Annotated in this window: 16 protein-coding genes and 1 tRNA gene; 13 read left to right on the top strand and 4 right to left on the bottom strand. The window is 55.7% G+C overall.

All coding sequences use genetic code 11. The annotated features are described in order from the left end of the window. The first annotated feature begins 33 nt into the window (after positions 1-33). The 4 genes from OZ656_RS11545 (at position 34) to OZ656_RS11530 (ending at position 3,648) form a co-directional block, all read left to right on the top strand. A tRNA-Gly gene (locus tag OZ656_RS11545) sits at positions 34-109 on the top strand. A gap of 131 nt (positions 110-240) precedes the next feature. Then, positions 241-1,038 (top strand): MOSC domain-containing protein, encoded by a 798-nt coding sequence (locus OZ656_RS11540; protein ID WP_379944508.1) that lies wholly within the window; start codon positions 241-243, stop codon positions 1,036-1,038. Positions 1,039-1,042: 4 nt separating this feature from the next. After that, on the top strand, positions 1,043-2,980 hold the full coding sequence (locus OZ656_RS11535) for an ATP-binding cassette domain-containing protein (protein WP_379944507.1): 1,938 nt from the start codon (positions 1,043-1,045) through the stop codon (positions 2,978-2,980). Then, positions 2,977-3,648, top strand: a complete 672-nt coding sequence (locus OZ656_RS11530; RefSeq protein WP_379944506.1) for a DUF6901 family protein — start codon at positions 2,977-2,979, stop codon at positions 3,646-3,648. The genes OZ656_RS11535 and OZ656_RS11530 overlap by 4 nt, the downstream gene beginning before the upstream one ends. A gap of 23 nt (positions 3,649-3,671) precedes the next feature. Here OZ656_RS11530 and OZ656_RS11525 read toward each other — a convergent pair whose 3' ends face one another. Both OZ656_RS11525 and OZ656_RS11520 read right to left on the bottom strand, forming a co-directional pair. After that, positions 3,672-4,103, bottom strand: a complete 432-nt coding sequence (locus tag OZ656_RS11525) for a universal stress protein (RefSeq protein ID WP_379944505.1) — start codon at positions 4,101-4,103, stop codon at positions 3,672-3,674. A 142-nt stretch (positions 4,104-4,245) separates the two neighbouring features. Next, positions 4,246-5,064, bottom strand: a complete 819-nt coding sequence (locus OZ656_RS11520) for a hypothetical protein (RefSeq protein WP_379944504.1) — start codon at positions 5,062-5,064, stop codon at positions 4,246-4,248. Between the two features lie 315 nt (positions 5,065-5,379). Between OZ656_RS11520 and fadB the strand changes: the two genes are divergently transcribed. The 3 genes from fadB (at position 5,380) to topA (ending at position 11,640) form a co-directional block, all read left to right on the top strand. Continuing rightward, complete coding sequence (gene fadB / locus OZ656_RS11515; protein ID WP_199451822.1) at positions 5,380-7,527, top strand: fatty acid oxidation complex subunit alpha FadB; 2,148 nt, start codon at positions 5,380-5,382, stop codon at positions 7,525-7,527. 32 nt (positions 7,528-7,559) lie between these two features. Further along, positions 7,560-8,735 carry an acetyl-CoA C-acyltransferase FadA gene (gene fadA, locus OZ656_RS11510; RefSeq protein ID WP_379944503.1) on the top strand — a complete coding sequence of 392 codons (1,176 nt, stop codon included), beginning with the start codon at positions 7,560-7,562 and terminating at the stop codon, positions 8,733-8,735. Between the two features lie 265 nt (positions 8,736-9,000). Beyond that, positions 9,001-11,640 carry a type I DNA topoisomerase gene (gene topA / locus OZ656_RS11505; protein ID WP_379944502.1) on the top strand — a complete coding sequence of 880 codons (2,640 nt, stop codon included), beginning with the start codon at positions 9,001-9,003 and terminating at the stop codon, positions 11,638-11,640. 67 nt (positions 11,641-11,707) lie between these two features. On the opposite strand, the gene OZ656_RS11500 is transcribed toward topA, so the two are convergent. Then, the gene (locus tag OZ656_RS11500) at positions 11,708-12,583 is read right to left on the bottom strand and encodes an NAD(P)-dependent oxidoreductase (protein ID WP_379944501.1); all 876 of its coding nucleotides are present in this window, start codon (positions 12,581-12,583) and stop codon (positions 11,708-11,710) included. A gap of 341 nt (positions 12,584-12,924) precedes the next feature. Between OZ656_RS11500 and OZ656_RS11495 the strand changes: the two genes are divergently transcribed. Both OZ656_RS11495 and OZ656_RS11490 read left to right on the top strand, forming a co-directional pair. Further along, positions 12,925-13,401, top strand: coding sequence for a M48 family metallopeptidase (locus OZ656_RS11495; RefSeq protein WP_049756858.1), 477 nt, complete (start codon positions 12,925-12,927; stop codon positions 13,399-13,401). Continuing rightward, positions 13,371-14,132 (top strand): pilin, encoded by a 762-nt coding sequence (locus OZ656_RS11490; protein WP_049756860.1) that lies wholly within the window; start codon positions 13,371-13,373, stop codon positions 14,130-14,132. Before OZ656_RS11495 ends, OZ656_RS11490 begins: the two co-directional genes overlap by 31 nt. 80 nt (positions 14,133-14,212) lie before the next feature. On the opposite strand, the gene gltA is transcribed toward OZ656_RS11490, so the two are convergent. Further along, positions 14,213-15,487, bottom strand: a complete 1,275-nt coding sequence (gltA, locus tag OZ656_RS11485; protein ID WP_011784657.1) for a citrate synthase — start codon at positions 15,485-15,487, stop codon at positions 14,213-14,215. 47 nt (positions 15,488-15,534) lie between these two features. Here gltA and OZ656_RS11480 point away from each other — a divergent pair, with 47 nt between their 5' ends. The 4 genes from OZ656_RS11480 to sdhA all read left to right on the top strand — a co-directional run bounded on the left by OZ656_RS11480 (position 15,535) and on the right by sdhA (position 18,455). Next, a complete protein-coding gene (locus tag OZ656_RS11480) occupies positions 15,535-15,759 on the top strand; it encodes a hypothetical protein (protein ID WP_014421719.1) in 225 nt (74 codons plus the stop codon). Between the two features lie 204 nt (positions 15,760-15,963). Next, positions 15,964-16,341, top strand: coding sequence for a succinate dehydrogenase, cytochrome b556 subunit (gene sdhC, locus OZ656_RS11475; RefSeq protein ID WP_011784658.1), 378 nt, complete (start codon positions 15,964-15,966; stop codon positions 16,339-16,341). Next, on the top strand, positions 16,338-16,679 hold the full coding sequence (sdhD, locus tag OZ656_RS11470) for a succinate dehydrogenase, hydrophobic membrane anchor protein (RefSeq protein WP_011784659.1): 342 nt from the start codon (positions 16,338-16,340) through the stop codon (positions 16,677-16,679). Before sdhC ends, sdhD begins: the two co-directional genes overlap by 4 nt. 3 nt (positions 16,680-16,682) lie before the next feature. Continuing rightward, the gene (sdhA, locus tag OZ656_RS11465; protein WP_011784660.1) at positions 16,683-18,455 is read left to right on the top strand and encodes a succinate dehydrogenase flavoprotein subunit; all 1,773 of its coding nucleotides are present in this window, start codon (positions 16,683-16,685) and stop codon (positions 18,453-18,455) included. Positions 18,456-18,466 lie beyond the last annotated feature (11 nt).

The raw sequence follows: 18,466 nt of genomic DNA, 5'->3' as shown, positions 1-18,466 counted from the left end.
CAGCCGTTGTCAGGCAACGCCCGGCAACAATCAGCGGGAATAGCTCAGTTGGTAGAGCACAACCTTGCCAAGGTTGGGGTCGCGAGTTCGAATCTCGTTTCCCGCTCCAGAATTCCGAAACCCGGCCTCAGGCCGGGTTTCTTCGTTTCAAGCCTCTCAAAATCACTCACTCCCCCTGTCTCGTCAGTTATACTCGGCAGCCATTTCCTGAATAATCCGGCAACCGAGGAAGGCGAAACCATGAAGGTGAAATCCCTCTATATCTATCCGGTCAAATCATTGGCGGGAATCGAAGTGTCCCGTTTTGAGTTGGATGATTTTGGTCCGCAGGGCGATCGACGCTGGATGATCATCGACAGGGATAACCGTTTTGTGACTCAGCGTCGTTTGCCTGAGCTCGCCAATGTTTCCACGGCTCTGCGAGATGGAGTGGTCGTTATTGATGTGCCTGGCGAGGGGGTTTTCCCTCTCGAGGCGGGCACTGACGCTGTGGAAGTAACGGTTTGGCGTGATCAGGTGGTTGCCACTGCCGGAGCCGGCCGCGCTGGTGAGGCCTTGAGCCGTTATTGCGGAGAAAAGCTTAGCCTGGTTTATATGCCTGACAGCTGTTTTCGGCGGGTGGATCCCGGCCGTGTCAACGCCGAACGCCGGGTGGGTTTTGCCGATGGTTTCCCGTTACTGGTAGTTAACCAGTCGTCTCTGGATGAGCTCAATTCCCGTCTCGAATACCCGGTTGATATGCGTCGCTTCAGGCCGAACATTGTGGTTGAGGGGGCGGGGGCCTGGGCGGAAGACCTCTGGCGGGAAATAAGTGTTGGTGATAGCCAACTCGATATTGTCAAACCCTGTTCCCGTTGCGTGATGACCACGGTCAATCCCGATACTGGCCGAAAAGATCCCGCCACTCAGCCCCTCAAGACCCTGGCCGGGTATCGAAAGACCCAGGACGGCGTTATTTTTGGGCAGAATGCCGTGCATCAAAAACCGGGTGTGATTGCTGTGGGCGACAAGGTAACCGTTTTGAATCAGGAGAATTGATACAGTGCCACTGTTAACGCTAGACCGGATCTCCCTCGCTTATGGCATGCATCCATTGCTGGATGAGGCAAGCCTGACCATTGACCCCGGTGAACGGGTTTGTCTGTTGGGCCGAAACGGGGAGGGGAAATCCACGCTGTTGAAAATCGTCAGCGGGGAAGTGACGCCGGACGGCGGCGTGGTGCGCCTGGAAGATGGCTCTGTGTTGTCGGTACTGCCCCAGAGCCTGCCATCGGATGACGCTCGTACAGCCTATGATGTGGTGGCCTCCGCATTTCCGGAAACCGGGGATCTGCTGGCGGAATTCCACCGGCTATCCCAAAAGGCGGACGAATCCAGTCTTGAGCGTTTGATGAAGGTTCAGGAACGATTGGAATCTCTGGACGGCTGGCGGCTTGACCAGAAGGTAACCACGATTCTGGGTCAATATGGTGTGGACCCGGATCGGGTGCTGAATACCCTTTCCGGGGGCTGGCAGCGCCGCGTGCTTTTGGCCAGGGCATTGGTGGCAGACCCGGATATTCTGTTGCTGGATGAGCCGACCAACCATCTTGACGTGCCCGCCATTGCCTGGCTCGAAGAGGCGCTGTCGCAGTTCCGTGGGGCCATGTTGTTTGTCAGTCATGACCGTGCGTTTATCCGGCGAATGGCCACTCGCGTCGTGGAGCTGGACCGGGGGCAGTTGGTGAGTTTTGCTGCCAGTTATAACCGATATCTGGAGCTTAAGGAAAAAGCGTTGGAGGAAGAGGAGCGCCAGAACGCGCTTTTCGACAAGCGCCTGAAACAGGAAGAAGCCTGGATCCGCCAGGGTATCAAGGCTCGCCGCACTCGGAATATGGGGCGGGTGAGGGCGCTCAAAGCGATGCGTGAAGAGCACAGGCAGCGTCGGGTGCGGGGTGGCACCGCCAGTTTTGCCGTTGAGCAGGCGGATATTTCGGGCAAGCTGGTGGTGGAAGCCAGCAACGCCGGTTTTTCGTATGTAGAAGGGGAGCCGGTGGTTCGCGATATGGATCTCACTATTCTCCGGGGCGATAAGATCGGATTGGTTGGCGAGAATGGCACGGGGAAGACGACCCTCGTGCGCCTGCTGTTGGGGGAGTTGAAGCCCACCGAGGGGAATATCCGGCTGGGAACGAATCTTCAGGTTGCCTACTTTGATCAGCTTCGGGGAGAACTGGATCTCCAGAGGAATGCGTTGGATAACCTGGCTGAGGGCCGGGAATTCATTGATATCAATGGTCAGAGCAAGCATGTGCTGGGATATTTGCAGGAATTTCTGTTTACCCCGGAACGGGCACGCTCTCCCGTGCGTGTATTCTCCGGTGGTGAACGGGCGCGGCTTCTACTGGCCAAGTTGTTCAGTAAACCGGCCAATATTCTGGTGCTGGACGAACCGACCAACGATCTTGATGTCGAAACCCTGGAATTGCTGGAAGAGCAGCTTTCGGAGTTCAAAGGTACGGTGATTGTTATCAGTCATGACCGGGAATTTCTCGATAACGTGGTGACTGACACCATTTTTCTTGATGGTTCCGGGGCGGTGGCGGAATACGTGGGTGGATACACAGATTGGCGCCGGCAAGGCGGTCGTTTTCCCTCGGAAACCTCCGGTAGCCGGCTGGACAAACAGGACAAGCGTGATAAACCCGACAGTTCCGATAAAAAGCCCAAGCAGGATAGTGGTACTGTGGGGCAGTCGGCAAAACCGAAGCCCGTAAAACTGAGCTACAAGCTTAAACTTGAGCTGGAGCAATTGCCCGGCAAAATCGAACAACTGGAGCAGCAGGTAGCTGAGCTTCAGGATAAAATTTCTGCACCGGATTTTTATTCAGGCCCACCGGAAGATGTATCGGCCACTCTGGAACAACTGGCGGAAACGGAGTCTCGCCTGGAGTCGGTGATTGAACGGTGGATGGAGCTGGAAGAACAGGCGAATCAATGAACATAGATTACAATTTCAAATTTCAGGATGGCCGCAATATCGAGTTCAAGGTAAGTGGGGGGTCATCCTCGCCGTCACAGGGCCAGCCATTGCCGGCCTGGGTTCGCCTCGAGCATTGCCAGTGTTCGAATTGCCCGCTGAAACCCGGCGATACCCCGTATTGCCCGGCGGCAACCGAGATATTGCCGGTGGTAGAGGCATTTCAGGCAGAAGACGCCTATCAGAAAGTGGAAGTAACGGTTACGGATGAGCGTCGCTCCTATTTCAAGCAGACGACGCTGGAAGAGTCCCTGCGCTCTCTGCTGGGGCTCAAGATGGCTACCAGTGGTTGCCCGGTGCTGTCGGAGCTCAAGCCTATGGCGTTACACCACCTGCCGTTTGCCAACAGCGATGAATTTGTGATGCGCAGTGTGGGGTATTATCTGCTTCAACAGCTGTTCGCAAAGCGGAATCAGCAGGAAGCGGATTGGGAACTAAAGGGTTTGGTGGAGCGTAATCAGCGGCTGCAGCTGGTCAATCAGGCGCTCTGGCAGCGGATACATGCTGTCTGTAAGGGTGACAGTAATCTGAAAGCACTGCTCAACTTTTTCTCAATGGCATCCAGCGTCAGTGTTTCTCTGGAAAGCCAGCTCAGGAAGCTACAGGCCAGGATGAAAGGGGAGGGCTGATGCCTTCCCCGTCATCAAGAGTCTTAATGAATACGAACGGCCAACACATCGCACTCCGTACCGTGAAGAACACCGTTCGCAGTTGAGCCAAGCAGTAACTGGAAGCCTTTGCGGCCATGGCTTCCCACAATCACCAGATCAACGTTGTGTTCCTTGGCCAGGCGGTGGATTTCCGATTCCGGCCGGCCAACGGTTACCACCTGGTTGGCTGCCGCAATACCATATTCATCCCCGTACTTGCCCAGCTGTTCACGGGCAGCCTTGTCCAGCTGATCCTGCAGTTCGGAAAGATCCATCGGAATATCGCCACCATAGGCGTAACCAACCGGCTCAACAACGTGAACCAGCACCAACTCCGCTCCCTGGGCGTCACACATTGCTTTGGCTTTGTTCAGAACCTGTGGTGCCTCTTCGGTCAGATCAATGGCAACCAGCATTTTCTTATAGGTGGACATAGGTTAGCGCTCCTTCGTACTTGGGGAATAGGTTCAGAATAGTACCGAGAGTATACCGGGGAAAGTGTTTTGTCATGCTGACCGGTATCAACCGGGGAGGGATTTGGCTGGGGGTGAGCTGGGTGCTCACCCCGGAAGAGCGTCAGGCGCTGGCGCGAAGCAGGTCAATGGCGTTGGTCAGGCCTTCAATGATGCCTTTGGAGTAGCGATCAATCACAAAGCCAACGTTGTTTTCGTTGTAGTTGATGTAGGAGCCGCGGATGAACTGCCATTTGGAAGCGACATCGTCCAGGGCAGCCTTGAGCTCGCCGTTAGTTGAGCCGGCCCGAAGTGACGACAGCAGTTGATCGAATGTCTTTGCCTGTTCGTCCAGAGGGACTTCGCTGGAGGCACCCTGGAAGGTCTGGGAGACGGACGAGTGCGTTCTGGCCGCATAACGTGCCATCATTTGGGCCATGACAACAGCGGCTGAGCGCGCCGACTCGATGCGCGTGTCCGCTTTGATGCCGCTGCCTTCCTGCGCCACTGAGTACAGTTCGGTGGCCAGGTTGTTCATGTTCAGGGCCTGGTTTGCCAGGTCGGCCATCAGGCGAAGATCCGGGTAGCCACGGTCACGTACTTCATTGATGTTGCCACGCATCAGGTTCTTGAACTGATCGAAAGCCTGGTTCAGTTCCTCTACTTGCTGTTCAGAAAGAACACCGCTGGTGCTGGCGACCACGGAATTCATGGCATCGTTCGAGTTGTTGATTCCGACAACGATCCTGTTCAGTGTTTCGGTATCGCCGGTTGCACTGAAGTTGTAAAAGGCATCGAGGGCCAGGTAATTGTTAACCCGGAAATCGTGGAGGTCAGACAGAAACTCTGCTCCGGTTTCCTGGGCTTTGGCGCTCAAAGCCGTCAGGGCGAGAAGAATGAACGCGGCAATCAACGACTGGATCCGCAGGCGGGCGTCTTTCATCGGATGAGTCTCCGTAATGCAGTTTTATTATTGTGGACTAAAGTCGTAACCCGAAGTTAAAGTAAGTCTGCCGGCTAATCAAGTAGTTTCCGGTGCTTACAGAGTCAGCTCCCTTTTTTCTACAGGTTTCATTCAGAAACAAATTGACAAACGCGTCTTTTTTTTTCATCGTGTGCCCTCACGATTCAAACGACTGTATGAATTTTTGGATCGGAAGATCGGGCAGTGACCGAAATCTCGCTGCACAAACAGCCGGCATGGCGGCCATCGTCCGCCGGTTGTCAGCAGTTCCAAACACAGACTGGAGATCAGTTGATGATTTACGAAGGTAAAGCCATCACGGTTAAAGAGATCGAAGGCGGGATCGCTCAGTTGGACTTCGACTTGCAGGGCGAGTCAGTCAACAAGTTCAACCGTCTCACCATCGAAGAACTGGGCGCCGCAGCTGAAGCACTCAAATCCCAGAAGAACCTGAAGGGCCTGGTGGTAACCAGCTCCAAAGACAGCTTCATTGTCGGTGCCGATATCACCGAGTTCACCGAGCTGTTTGCCGGTTCCGAAGAAGACCTCGTGGCCAATAACCTCAAGGCCAACGAAGTATTCAACGCCATTGAAGACCTGCCGTTCCCGACGGTTACCGCTATCAACGGTATCGCTCTGGGTGGTGGTTTCGAAATGTGTCTGGCGACCGACTACCGTGTTATGGCTCCCAAGGCCAAGGTAGGTCTGCCGGAAGTGAAGCTGGGTATCTTCCCGGGTTTTGGCGGCACTGTTCGCCTGTCCCGCCTGGTTGGTGTCGACAATGCGGTTGAGTGGATTGCCGGTGGTACTGAAAACCGCGCTGATGCCGCTCTGAAAACCGGTGCTGTTGACGCTGTTGTAGGCGCTGACAAGCTGGTCGACGCAGCCGTTGCCATCATCAATCAGTGCAACGAAGGCAAGCTGGACAACCTGGCTCGCCGTGAAGAAAAGAAAGGCAAGATCAAGCTCAATGCCATGGAAAGCATGATGGCATTCGAGATTTCCAAGGCGTTCGTGGCCGGCAAGGCTGGCAAGAACTATCCGGCGCCGGTGGAAGCGATCAAAACCATGCAGAAGCATGCCGGCATGACCCGCGACAAGGCGATCGAAGTAGAAGCCAAAGGCTTTGCCAAGATGGCCAAGACCAACGTTGCTGCGTGTCTGGTTGGTCTGTTCCTGAACGACCAGGCCCTGAAGAAGAAAGCCAGTGCCTGGGAAAAAGAAGCCTCTGATGTGAACCTGGCCGCTGTACTGGGCGCAGGTATCATGGGCGGTGGTGTTGCGTTCCAGTCTGCACTGAAAGGCACGCCGATCATCATGAAGGACATCAATCAGGACGGCATCAAGCTGGGCCTGAATGAAGCCAAGAAGCTGCTGTCCAAGCGTGTTGCCAAGGGCAAGATGGACGCCGGCCAGATGGGCGACGTTCTGAACGCAATTACTCCGACCCTCAACTACGGCGACTTCAAGAACGTCGACCTGGTGGTTGAAGCGGTTGTTGAGAATCCGAAGGTGAAAGATGCTGTTCTGCGTGAAACCGAAGACGCGGTTCGCGAAGACACCATTCTGACCTCCAACACCTCGACTATCTCCATCAACCTTCTGGCCAAGAACCTGAAGCGTCCGGAGAACTTCTGTGGCATGCACTTCTTCAACCCGGTGCACATGATGCCGCTGGTTGAGGTTATCCGTGGCGAGAAGACCAGTGACCGCGCTATCGCGACTACCGTTGCGTATGCCAAGGCTATGGGCAAGACCCCGATCGTGGTCAATGACTGCCCGGGCTTCCTGGTTAACCGTGTTCTGTTCCCGTACTTCGGTGGTTTTGCCGCGCTGGTACGTGACGGCGCCGATTTCCAGAAGATCGACAAGGTGATGGAAAAGTTCGGCTGGCCCATGGGCCCGGCTTACCTGCTGGACGTTGTCGGCATGGATACTGCCAAGCACGCCAACGAAGTTATGGCTGACGGTTTCCCCGAGCGCATGAAGGCCGACTTCAAGTCTGCCATTGACGTGATGTTCGAGAACAACCGTTACGGCCAGAAGAACGACAAGGGCTTCTACAAGTACGAAGAAGACAAGAAGGGCAAGCCGAAGAAGGTTGTCGACGAAGAAACCTACAAGCTGATCGAGCCTGTGGTTGACGGCAGCAAAGACTTCGATGAAGAAGAAATCATCGCCCGCATGATGATTCCTCTGTGCCTGGAAACCGTTCGCTGCCTGGAAGACAACATTGTTGAAGACCCGGCCGATGCAGACATGGGCCTGATCTACGGTATCGGCTTCCCTCCGTTCCGTGGTGGTGCATTGCGCTACATCGACGACATGGGCGTCGACAAGTTCGTCGAACTGGCAGACAAGTACGCAGATCTTGGCCCGCTGTACGCGCCGACCGAGAAGCTGCGTGAAATGGCCAAGACTGGCAAGAAGTTCTTTGGCTAACCCTAACGAGATTTCCGAACGGAGAAAGATCTATGAGCCTTAATCCGAGAGACGTTGTCGTCGTCGATTGCGTGCGGACTCCGATGGGTCGTGCCAAAAACGGCTGTTTCCGCAACGTACGTGCCGAGACTTTGTCGGCTGCGCTGATTGAAGCACTGTTTGAGCGCAACCCGAAGCTCGACCCGAAAGAAGTAGAAGATGTGATCTGGGGCTGTGTAAACCAGACCAAGGAGCAGGGCTTTAACGTGGCGCGGCAGATTTCCCTGCTGACCCGTATCCCGCACGAGTCTGCTGCCCAGACCGTAAACCGTCTGTGTGGTTCTGCCATGAGCGCGATTCACACCGCTGCCCAGGCGATTCAGACCGGTAACGGTGACGTGTTCATGGTAGGCGGTGTCGAGCACATGGGCCACGTACCCATGACTGAGGGTTTCGACCACAACCCGGCTGCGTCCAAGTACTCTGCAAAAGCGTCCAACATGATGGGCCTGACTGCAGAAATGCTGGCGAAAATGCACGGTATTACCCGCGAGCAGCAGGATGAGTTCGGTGCCCGTTCCCATCGCCTGGCCCACGAAGCGACTGTTGAAGGCCGCTTCAAGAACGAAATCGTTCCGATTGAAGGCCACGACGAAAACGGCTTTGTGAAGCTGATCGAAGAAGACGAGACCATTCGTCCGGAAACGACCGCTGAGTCCCTGGGCCAGCTGCGTCCGGCGTTTGATCCGAAGAACGGTACCGTAACTGCCGGTACGTCTTCCCAGCTGACCGATGGCGCGGCTGCCATGGTACTGATGTCCGCTGAGCGGGCAGAAGCACTGGGTCTGACCCCGATTGCCAAGATCCGCAGCATGGCCGTGGCTGGTTGCGATCCCGCGATCATGGGTTACGGCCCGGTACCGGCCACCAAGAAGGCCCTGAAGCGTGCAGGCCTGAAAGTTGAAGATATCGACTTCTGGGAACTGAACGAGGCCTTTGCTGGCCAGTCCCTGCCGGTTCTGAAAGACCTGAAACTGCTGGGCGTCATGGAAGAGAAGGTGAACCTGAACGGCGGCGCGATTGCTCTTGGCCATCCGCTGGGCTGCTCCGGTGCCCGTATCTCCACCACACTGCTGAATATCATGCAGGCCAAAGGCGGTAAGCTTGGTGTATCCACCATGTGTATCGGTCTTGGTCAGGGCATTGCCACTGTGTGGGAGCGTATCTGATCAGGAGTATCTGATTAGTGAGCTCAGTCAGGAGGCCCGGCATATGCCGGGCCTTCCTGTTTCCGGACGCGCAAAATGCGACGGAACCCGGAAAAAAGGCTGATTGAAATCAAAGAATGGGTTGTCTTGCCAATCTTGACCCTGTAAAACAGTGAGCCTATACAGAATGGCAGCCTCTGTGTTTTCCAGTTGCCTGATTTTTATGCGAGTTTACGGTTCTGTTCAGATATTGACCGATTGATCGCCAAGGATACAGATCTCCGATATGGGTAAAAGTCTCGTTATTGTCGAGTCGCCAGCGAAAGCGAAGACCATCAACAAGTACCTGGGCTCGGATTTTATCGTGAAGTCCAGTGTTGGCCACATCCGTGACCTGCCCGTAAGTGGCAGCGGCAGCCAGTCAGACCCGAAAGAAAGGGCGAAGCAGGCAGCGGCCACACGCAAGATGAGCCCGGAAGAGAAAGCCGAGCACAAGAAGCGTAAGGCCCGCGAACAACTGGTAGCCCGTATGGGTGTAGATCCCGACCATGACTGGAGCGCCCGTTACGAGATTCTGCCCGGTAAGGAAAAGGTGGTCAGCGAGCTCAAACGGTTGGCCAAGTCTGCTGACCATATCTATCTGGCAACGGATTTGGATAGAGAAGGGGAGGCGATTGCCTGGCACCTTCAGGAGACCATTGGCGGCGAGCCGGACAAATATCGGCGCGTGGTGTTCAACGAGATTACCAAACGGGCAATTCAGGAAGCCTTCAAGGATCCGGGCAACCTGGATAACAACCGGGTGAACGCTCAGCAGGCCCGCCGGTTCCTGGACCGTGTTGTGGGTTATATGGTTTCGCCGCTGTTGTGGGCAAAGATTGCCAGGGGCCTGTCTGCCGGACGTGTGCAATCCGTCGCCGTGCGGCTGATTGTGGAACGGGAGCGGGAGATCCGGAAGTTTGTGCCGGAAGAGTTCTGGCAATTGCATGCAGACCTGGCTGCAGAGGGCACCAAAGACCCGGTCCGGTTTGAAGTAACCCGTTATAACGACAAGCCCTACCGGCCGGTGAACGAGGCTCAGAGCAAGGAGCACGTTGAACGCCTGAAGGCTGGCGGCTTCAAGGTGGCCAAACGCGAAGACAAGCCGACCCGATCTCGCCCATCCGCGCCATTTATTACCTCCACGCTGCAGCAGGCGGCCAGTAACCGCATGGGGTTCAGCGTCAAGAAAACCATGATGCTGGCCCAGCGATTGTACGAGGCCGGTTTCATTACCTACATGCGTACGGATTCCACCAATCTGAGCCAGGATGCCGTAGCCAGCTGTCGTGACTTCGTCCAGAAGCAGTTTGGCGAACGTTATCTGCCTGAGAAGCCGCGGGTCTATGGCAGCAAGGAGGGCGCTCAGGAAGCTCACGAAGCGATTCGCCCGACCGATGTTGCTCGCAGGCCAACGGATATTACCGGCCTGGAAAAGGACGCAGAGAAGCTCTACGACCTGATCTGGCGTCAGTTTATTGCCTGTCAGATGGCGGATGCCGAATTCCTGAGCACCTCGATTGTGGTGGCCAACGGCGACTACGAATTGCGCACCAGAGGCCGTATCGTCAAGTTTGACGGCTTCCTGAAGGCAGCGCCGCAGTCCACCAAGAAAGATGAAGACGTGGCATTGCCAGATATCAAGGTGGATCAGCCCCTGGATCTCAAGAAACTGGATCCAACGCAGCACTTTACCAAACCGGCACCCCGGTACACCGAAGCCAGCCTGGTCAAAGAGCTGGAGAAGCAGGGTATCGGCCGACCGTCCACCTATGCGTCAATCATTTCTACTATTCAGGATCGGGGCTACGTAAAGCTTCAGAATCGTCGCTTCTACGCGGAGAAAATGGGCGAAATCGTAACCGAGCGGCTGGCGGAATCCTTCCCGAACCTGATGGATTACGATTTCACCGCGCGCCTCGAAGATGAGCTGGACGAGATCGCCGAGGGTGAAGTCCAGTGGAAGAAAGTGCTGAACGACTTCTATGCCAAGTTCCGTAGTCAGCTGGAAAGCGCTGAGAAGCCGGATGGTGGTATGCGCGCCAATACTCCCACGGAAACCGATATACCGTGCCCGAGCTGTGGCCGGAATATGCAGATCCGGGTGGCCAGTACCGGGGTGTTCCTGGGCTGCTCCGGCTATTCGCTGCCACCCAAGGAGCGCTGTAAGACCACCATTAACCTGGTGTCTGGTGACGAAGTGGTGAGCGCTGACGACGACGTGGAAGGGGAAGGCGAAACCCGACTGCTCCGGAAAAAGCGCCGCTGTCCGAAATGCGGCACCGCCATGGACAGCTACCTGATCGACGAGAAGCGCAAGCTACACGTGTGTGGTAACAATCCGGACTGCTCAGGGTACGAGGTTGAAGAGGGTACGTTCCGTATCAAAGGTTACGATGGGCCGACGCTGGAATGTGACAAGTGTGGCTCCGAGATGCAGCTCAAGACCGGCCGATTCGGCAAGTACTTCGGTTGTACCAACAGCGAATGCAAGAACACCCGTAAGTTGCTGAAAAATGGTGAGCCGGCACCCCCCAAAATGGACCCGGTGCCGATGCCAGAGCTCAAGTGCGATAAGGTGGACGATACCTACGTACTGCGTGATGGTGCGTCCGGCCTGTTTTTGGCAGCCAGCAAGTTTCCGAAAAATCGGGAAACCCGGCCGCCACTGGTGATGGAGATCAAACCGCACCGCAAGGAAATCGACCCGAAATACGATTATCTGATGGATGCCCCGGAAAAAGATCCGGAAGGCAATCCGACGGTCATTCGTTATAGCCGAAAATCAAAAGAGCAGTACGTCATGTCGGAGAAGGACGGCAAGGCTACGGGGTGGTCAGCGTGGTATGAAAATGGTCGCTGGGTGCCGCGCGACAAGAAAAAGTAAGATGGTTGGTGGCGCACCCTCACCTTTGAGAAGGCGAGGGTGCGTTACTCTCGTATACGCTGGCGCGTTAACGGAACTTGCGTAGCCGCTGTATGAGAGAGGATGTGTCCCAGCGTCGTCCGCCCATGGATTGCACATCCGCGTAGAACTGGTCTACCAGTGCGGTAACCGGCAGCGATGCATTCACTTTTCTCGCTTCCTCCAGGCAGATCCCCAGATCCTTTCGCATCCAGTCAACCGCAAACCCGTGATAGAACTCACCGGCAATCATGGTTCCTGAACGGTTTTCCATCTGCCAGGACTGGGCTGCACCTTTGGAAATCACATCCACCACTTTGCGTACATCCAGCTCTGCCTGCTCGGCAAAGTGCAGCGCCTCTGAAAGCCCCTGAACCAACCCGGCAATGGCAATCTGGTTAACCATCTTGGTTTTCTGCCCGCTGCCCGCCGGGCCCATCAGGTTGAGCGCACGAGCGTAGTGCGCCATGACCGGCCTGGCTTTTTCGAACGCCTGCTCGGCGCCGCCACACATGATGGTGAGTGCGCCATTCTGGGCGCCTTGCTGACCACCCGAAACCGGCGCATCGATAAAAGCCTGTTTGCGGGCGCCAGCGGACTCGGCCAGGCGTTCGGCAATCCCCGCAGATGCCGTCGTGTGGTCAATCAGGATGGCGCCCTCTGGAGCGTTTGCGATGATTCCCTCGTCGCCTTCAAATACTTCGATCAGATCTTTGTCAGCGCCAACACAGGTTATGACAAAATCTGCGTCTCTGACAGCGAGCGCGATCGAATCACAGGCGGCGCCTGAATGTTCTGACGCCCATTGTGTTGCCTTCTCGCCAGACCGGTTCCAGACACGGACAGAAAGTCCTGCGTTTGCCAAATGCCCCGCCATGGGATAACCCATTACGCCCAGGCCAATAAACGCTACCGTTGTTGTCATTGATTTACTCCAGTCGGTGAGTGTCAGTGTGCTTTGATTATGAAATCGAGCCGAAAGGATTGAAACCCTTTTCGACCGTTCGCGGGGTATCCATTGGTCTGGGCTCACAGAATGCTCAATGCAGGCATGACGCTAATCACAGACCGGTAAACTATCTGCCTATTTCAGGCGCATACGATAGCAGGCGCTTCCAGGCCTTCTTATACTTAGCAGGCTAGCCGCATGGATGCTTACAGGCCGTGAGAAACCAGTTTTTGGGTCTCCCGGTGCTTCTTATCCTTGTTGTTCAGCGAATGGGGGAGGCCGTGATGCCGCCTGTAGTTTATTCGTGAGGGAAGTAAATGAATCTGGTATACAAACATGAAAAACCGTTGCTGCTGGTGACGGCGGTGCTTGCTGTGGCCATCTGGCTGGCTCTGATACTGGGGACGCTCGGTATTGTATTGCTGTATCTGTTGGTGGGGTACGTGTTCTTTCTCTTTGCCCATTCGGCTTTCATCTCACACCTGAAGGGGTCTGGGGTGCGAATCAGTCGCGAGCAATATCCGGATCTCTATGACCGGCTTATTCGTTGTTGCGAAAAGGTTGGGGTAAAGGAGGTGCCGGAAGCCTACCTCCTGCGGACGGACTTTTTCAATGCACTTGCGACCAAGTTTCTTGGACGGCATTTTGTTGTGCTGTTCACTGATGTTGTTGATGCGTTGGAAGAGCGCCCGGACGCTATTGATTTCTACATCGGTCATGAGTTGGGTCATATTCACCGGCGCCATCTTTCCTGGGGGCCGCGGTGCTGGCACCCGCTGCCTGGCTGCCTGTAATCGGGCCGGCGTTGCGGCGTGCCGAAGAATACACGTGTGATCGCTACGGTGTAGCCTGCTGTCAGTCACCGGAGGACATCAAGGCAGCGCTGGCAGCAATCGCTGCTGGCGATACCCGCTGGCAAACCATCAACGTGGACGCATTTGTAGGGCAAGTGGCTGTGACCAACGGCTTCTGGATGTCCTTCAACGAAATAACGGGAGACTACCCCTGGCTCACCAAGCGAATGGCAGCGGCCATTGCCCTGTCGGAAGGGCGTGAAGTATCTCACCCGGGGCGGAGCAAGTTAGCCTGGTTCTTCGCTCTGTTCGTCCCGAGGCTCGGGGTTGGGGGAGGGGCTGCGTCCTTGCTCGTGATGGTGGCCATTGTCGGCATACTTGCCGCTGTTGCGATTCCTCAGTATCAGGAATACGTAGAGAGAAGTCGCTATCAGGATGCCTACCTGGAAGGCTTGGGGGTTACGGATTCTGTCGATGCCTATGTCAGTGAACACCAGGCCTGGCCCGGCTCGATGGCGGAGCTTGGTTATGGCGGTACCTTCGGGGGCTCTGGTGAAGACTATACTATCGATGTCTATGACGGTGGTGTGATCGGCATTGAGATGGGGGTTGATGAAACCGGAGAGTCGGAATACATCGTTCTGGAACCGGAGGTCACCGATAACGGGTTATTCTGGAGTTGCTATGGTCAGAACGCTGTTGAAAAACTACTGCCGGCGGACTGTCGTTAGCATGGTGAAAGACTGACCGGGAAATGAAAAAAAGCCGCTGAAGTCAGCGGCTTTTTTCTGGTTGAAGGCAAGTGGTGTGCTTACTTCTTCGGGTAGTCCCGCTTCGGCGAGCCGGTGTACAGCTGGCGCGGGCGGCCGATACGGTTGGCACCGCTGACCATTTCGTTCCAGTGGGAGAACCAGCCGATGGTACGGGACATGGCGAAGATAACGGTAAACATGGAGGTCGGAATACCGATGGCCTTCAGGATGATGCCGGAGTAGAAGTCGACGTTCGGATACAGCTGGCGCTGAACGAAGTACTCGTCTTCCAGGGCGATCTTTTCCAGGCGCTGGGCAATTTTCAGCAGCGGATCGTTTTCCAGGCCGAGTTCGCTCAATACTTCGTGGGCAGTCTGAGCCATGACCTTGGCGCGTGGATCGAAGTTCTTGTAAACCCGGTGGCCGAAGCCCATCAGGCGGAACGGATCGTCCTTGTCTTTTGCCTTGGCAATGAACTTCTCGATGTTGGACTCGTCGCCGATCTCGGCCAGCATGTCCAGTACCGCTTCGTTCGCGCCGCCGTGAGCCGGGCCCCAGAGTGCGGCAATGCCGGACGCAATACAGGCGTATGGGTTGGCGCCGGTAGAGCCTGCAAGGCGAACGGTGGAGGTGGACGCGTTCTGTTCGTGGTCAGCGTGCAGAATGAAGATCTTGTCCATGGCGTTGGCCAGAACAGGATTTGGCTTGTACTCTTCGCACGGAGTGCCAAACATCATGTGCAGGAAGTTCTCTGCGTAGGACAGGTCGTTCCGTGGATACATGAAAGGCTGTCCCATGGAATACTTGTAGCACCATGCCGCAATGGTCGGCATTTTCGCGATCAGGCGATGGCCGGTGATTTCACGTTGCTTGGGATCGGAAACGTCCATCTGGTCGTGATAGAAAGCAGACAGCGCGCCCACAACGCCACACATGATGGCCATTGGATGCGCGTCACGGCGGAAGCCGTTGAAGAAGTTGCGCATCTGGTCGTGCAGCATGGTGTGGTTTTTGATGGTGTCGTGGAACCGCTTGTTTTCTTCTTCGCTGGGCAGTTCGCCGTTCAGCAGCAGGTAGCAGACTTCCAGGAAGTCGGAGTGCTCGGCCAGCTGGTCAATGGGGTAGCCGCGGTGCAGCAAAACACCGTTGGCGCCATCGATGTATGTGATGGCCGATTCGCAGGCTGCGGTGGATACAAATCCGGGGTCGTAAGTGAAAACGCCTTCCTGTACCAGGCCGCGTACGTCAATAACGTCAGGGCCGACGGTGCCGGAATAAACCGGTAGCTCAATGGACTTATCTCCCACCGAGAGCGTGGCTTTCCTGTCGGTCATGGTGCTCTCCTGTCTGATTAGCTATAACAGCTTTTCTGCATGTGTAGATGCGCCAGAAAGCGCGTATTATCGCAAAACTGGCGGCAAAATATAGGGCGTCAGCTTTTTTTGTCAATGCACTGGCGGAGAAAACGGCAAATTTCTTCCCGTTTGTAAATGAGGGATATCCGGAATATCGGGCCCCTGGGGCGGAAATTGGTTTTGTCAATAAGCCTTATAGATGGGTAGAGGCTGCAAGCTGCAAGGCCTGGAGGGCGATTGCAAGTTTGTAATTACCGGGGTGTCTCCTTATAATCCGTAGCCCGGAATCGGGGATGCACCGGCTTATGGGCTTGAGTATAGCAAGCTACCGGGTAGTCATCCGCCCTCCTGAACCAATCGGTTATCGGTATCGTACCGATTCTCCGGTCCCAACATACCAACCATCCGCCACCGTTTTGCGGTCCCGCGGAACCAAGAGAGAGTGTGAGAGCGCTGTGAATAGCAAACGACCAGTAAATCTCGATCTCGGCAAGTTTCATTTCCCGCTGCCAGCCATTACTTCGATCCTGCATCGCATCAGCGGCATCATCATCTTCGTAGGTGTTGCCTTCCTGATGTACGGCCTGGATCTCTCCCTTTCCGGAGAAGATGGCTTTAACCGGGTGAATGAGCTGCTGGACAGCTTCCTGGCGAAGCTGATCATCTGGGGCATCCTGTCTGCTCTGCTGTACCACCTGGTTGCAGGTATCAAACACCTGTTGATGGACGCTGGTATTGGCGAAGAGCTTGAAAGCGGGCGCCTCGCCGCGAAAGCCACGATTGCGGTTTCCGTTGTTCTCATCGTTCTGGCAGGAGTCTGGGTATGGGCATGAACAGTGTAACGAATATTGGTCGTAACGGTATTCAGGACTGGATCATCCAGCGCGTAACAGCCTACGTATTAGCTCTGTACACGCTGTTCCTGCTTGGCTTCTTTGTGACCACCGATGTTGACTACCAGGCGTGGTCTGCATTGTTTGCTCAGGGATGGTTCAAGATCTTCAGTCTGCTTGCGCTGCTGTCCATTGCCGGGCACGCGTGGGTTGGCTTGTGGACAGTTTCTACCGACTACATCAAATCCGCGATGCCGCGTTTTCTGCTTCAGGCAGCCTGTGTGCTCGTAATGTTTGTATATGTCGTGTGGGGCATTCAGATTCTTTGGGGGCTTTAATCGATGGCTAACATCAAGACCATGTCGTTCGACGCGATTGTTATCGGTGGTGGCGGTGCCGGTATGCGAGCCGCCCTCCAGCTGACCGAATCCGGTCTCGATACCGCGTGTATCACGAAAGTATTTCCGACCCGTTCGCACACGGTATCCGCCCAGGGCGGTATTACCTGTGCGATCGCAAGTGCTGATCCCAACGACGATTGGCGCTGGCACATGTACGACACTGTGAAAGGTTCTGACTACATCGGTGACCAGGACGCGATTGAGTATATGTGCTCCGTCGGTCCGCAGGCAGTGTTCGAGCTCGAGCACATGGGCCTCCCGTTCTCCCGTACCGAGCAGGGTCGTATCTATCAGCGTCCGTTCGGTGGTCAGTCCAAGGACTACGGTAAGGGCGGTCAGGCTGCCCGTACCTGTGCCGCAGCCGACCGTACCGGTCATGCTCTGCTGCACACGCTATACCAGGCTAACCTCAAAGGCGGCACTTCGTTCCTGAACGAGTGGTACGCCGTGGACCTGGTCAAGAACAGTAAAGACGAAGTGGTCGGTGTTGTCGGTATCGAAATTGAGACCGGTGAAGTCTGCTACATCAAGGCCAAGGCGACCGTTCTGGCAACCGGTGGCGCCGGTCGTATCTATGCGTCAACCACCAATGCCCTGATCAACACCGGTGACGGTATCGGTATGGCCCTGCGTGCCGGCTTCCCGGTTCAGGACATGGAAATGTGGCAGTTCCACCCGACCGGTATCCACGGTGCCGGTGTGCTGGTAACTGAGGGTTGCCGGGGTGAGGGTGGTTACCTGATCAACTCCGAAGGTGAGCGTTTCATGGAGCGTTATGCTCCGAACGCCAAAGACCTCGCTGGTCGCGACGTTGTTGCCCGCTCCATGGTTCTGGAAATTCTGGAAGGCCGCGGCTGTGGTCCCGACAAGGATCACGTACTGCTGAAGCTGGATCACCTGGGCGAAGAAACGCTGAACCTGCGTCTGCCGGGTATCTGTGAGCTGTCCCGTACCTTTGCCCACGTTGATCCGGTCAAAGAGCCGGTGCCAGTGGTTCCGACCTGTCACTACATGATGGGCGGCATTCCGACCAACGTTGGTGGTCAGGCGCTGACTCAGGATGAAAACGGCAATGACAAGCCGATTCCGGGCCTGTTTGCCTGCGGTGAAGCCGCTTGTGTGTCTGTGCACGGTGCTAACCGTCTGGGAGGCAACTCTCTGCTGGATCTGGTGGTCTTTGGTCGTGCGGCTGGCCTGCACATTGAGGAGCAGCTGCGTGGTGGTTTCGAGGTCGACGGCGCAAGCGACGAAGACATCAAGCGTGCCATGGCTCGTCTGGAGCGTCTGGACAGTGCAAGTGAGGGTGAGGATGTGGCTCAGGTTCGTAAAGACCTGCAGAACTGCATGCAGCTCTACTTCGGCGTGTTCCGTGACGGCGAAAGTATGGAGAAGGGTCTGAAGCTGCTGGAAGAAATCGGTGAGCGGGTTCGTAAGACCAAGCTGACTGATACCAGCAAGGCATTCAACACCGCCCGTATCGAAGCACTGGAGCTGGACAACCTGTACGAAGTTGCCTATGCGACCGCCAAGTCTGCGATTGAGCGTAAAGAAAGTCGCGGTGCCCATGCCCGTAACGATTTCACCGAGCGTGACGACGAGAACTGGCTGAAGCACTCCATGTACTTCCCGCTGGACAAGCGCGTTGGCAAGCGTGACGTGAACTTTGCACCGAAAACGGTTCCGACCTTCGAGCCGAAGATCCGGACCTACTAAGGGGGTATCCT

It is taken from the genome of Marinobacter sp. LM1, from assembly GCF_042763285.1.
In the GTDB taxonomy this organism is placed as follows: domain Bacteria; phylum Pseudomonadota; class Gammaproteobacteria; order Pseudomonadales; family Oleiphilaceae; genus Marinobacter; species Marinobacter nauticus.
The sequence above is the reverse complement of the archived record's forward strand: the minus strand, read 5'-3'. Positions and strand labels throughout refer to the sequence as shown.

Bases quoted from the DNA above. Each gene is read 5' to 3' on its own strand.
- OZ656_RS11525 (WP_379944505.1), bottom strand. From the start codon at position 4,103: ATGTCCACCTATAAGAAAATGCTGGTTGCCATTGATCTGACCGAAGAG.
- gltA (WP_011784657.1), bottom strand. From the start codon at position 15,487: ATGACCGACAGGAAAGCCACGCTCTCGGTGGGAGATAAGTCCATTGAG.
- OZ656_RS11540 (WP_379944508.1), top strand. From the start codon at position 241: ATGAAGGTGAAATCCCTCTATATCTATCCGGTCAAATCATTGGCGGGA.
- OZ656_RS11495 (WP_049756858.1), top strand. From the start codon at position 12,925: ATGAATCTGGTATACAAACATGAAAAACCGTTGCTGCTGGTGACGGCG.
- sdhA (WP_011784660.1), top strand. From the start codon at position 16,683: ATGGCTAACATCAAGACCATGTCGTTCGACGCGATTGTTATCGGTGGT.
- OZ656_RS11530 (WP_379944506.1), top strand. From the start codon at position 2,977: ATGAACATAGATTACAATTTCAAATTTCAGGATGGCCGCAATATCGAG.
- sdhD (WP_011784659.1), top strand. From the start codon at position 16,338: ATGAACAGTGTAACGAATATTGGTCGTAACGGTATTCAGGACTGGATC.
- fadA (WP_379944503.1), top strand. From the start codon at position 7,560: ATGAGCCTTAATCCGAGAGACGTTGTCGTCGTCGATTGCGTGCGGACT.
- OZ656_RS11520 (WP_379944504.1), bottom strand. From the start codon at position 5,064: ATGAAAGACGCCCGCCTGCGGATCCAGTCGTTGATTGCCGCGTTCATT.
- topA (WP_379944502.1), top strand. From the start codon at position 9,001: ATGGGTAAAAGTCTCGTTATTGTCGAGTCGCCAGCGAAAGCGAAGACC.
- OZ656_RS11500 (WP_379944501.1), bottom strand. From the start codon at position 12,583: ATGACAACAACGGTAGCGTTTATTGGCCTGGGCGTAATGGGTTATCCC.
- OZ656_RS11480 (WP_014421719.1), top strand. From the start codon at position 15,535: ATGCGCCAGAAAGCGCGTATTATCGCAAAACTGGCGGCAAAATATAGG.
- fadB (WP_199451822.1), top strand. From the start codon at position 5,380: ATGATTTACGAAGGTAAAGCCATCACGGTTAAAGAGATCGAAGGCGGG.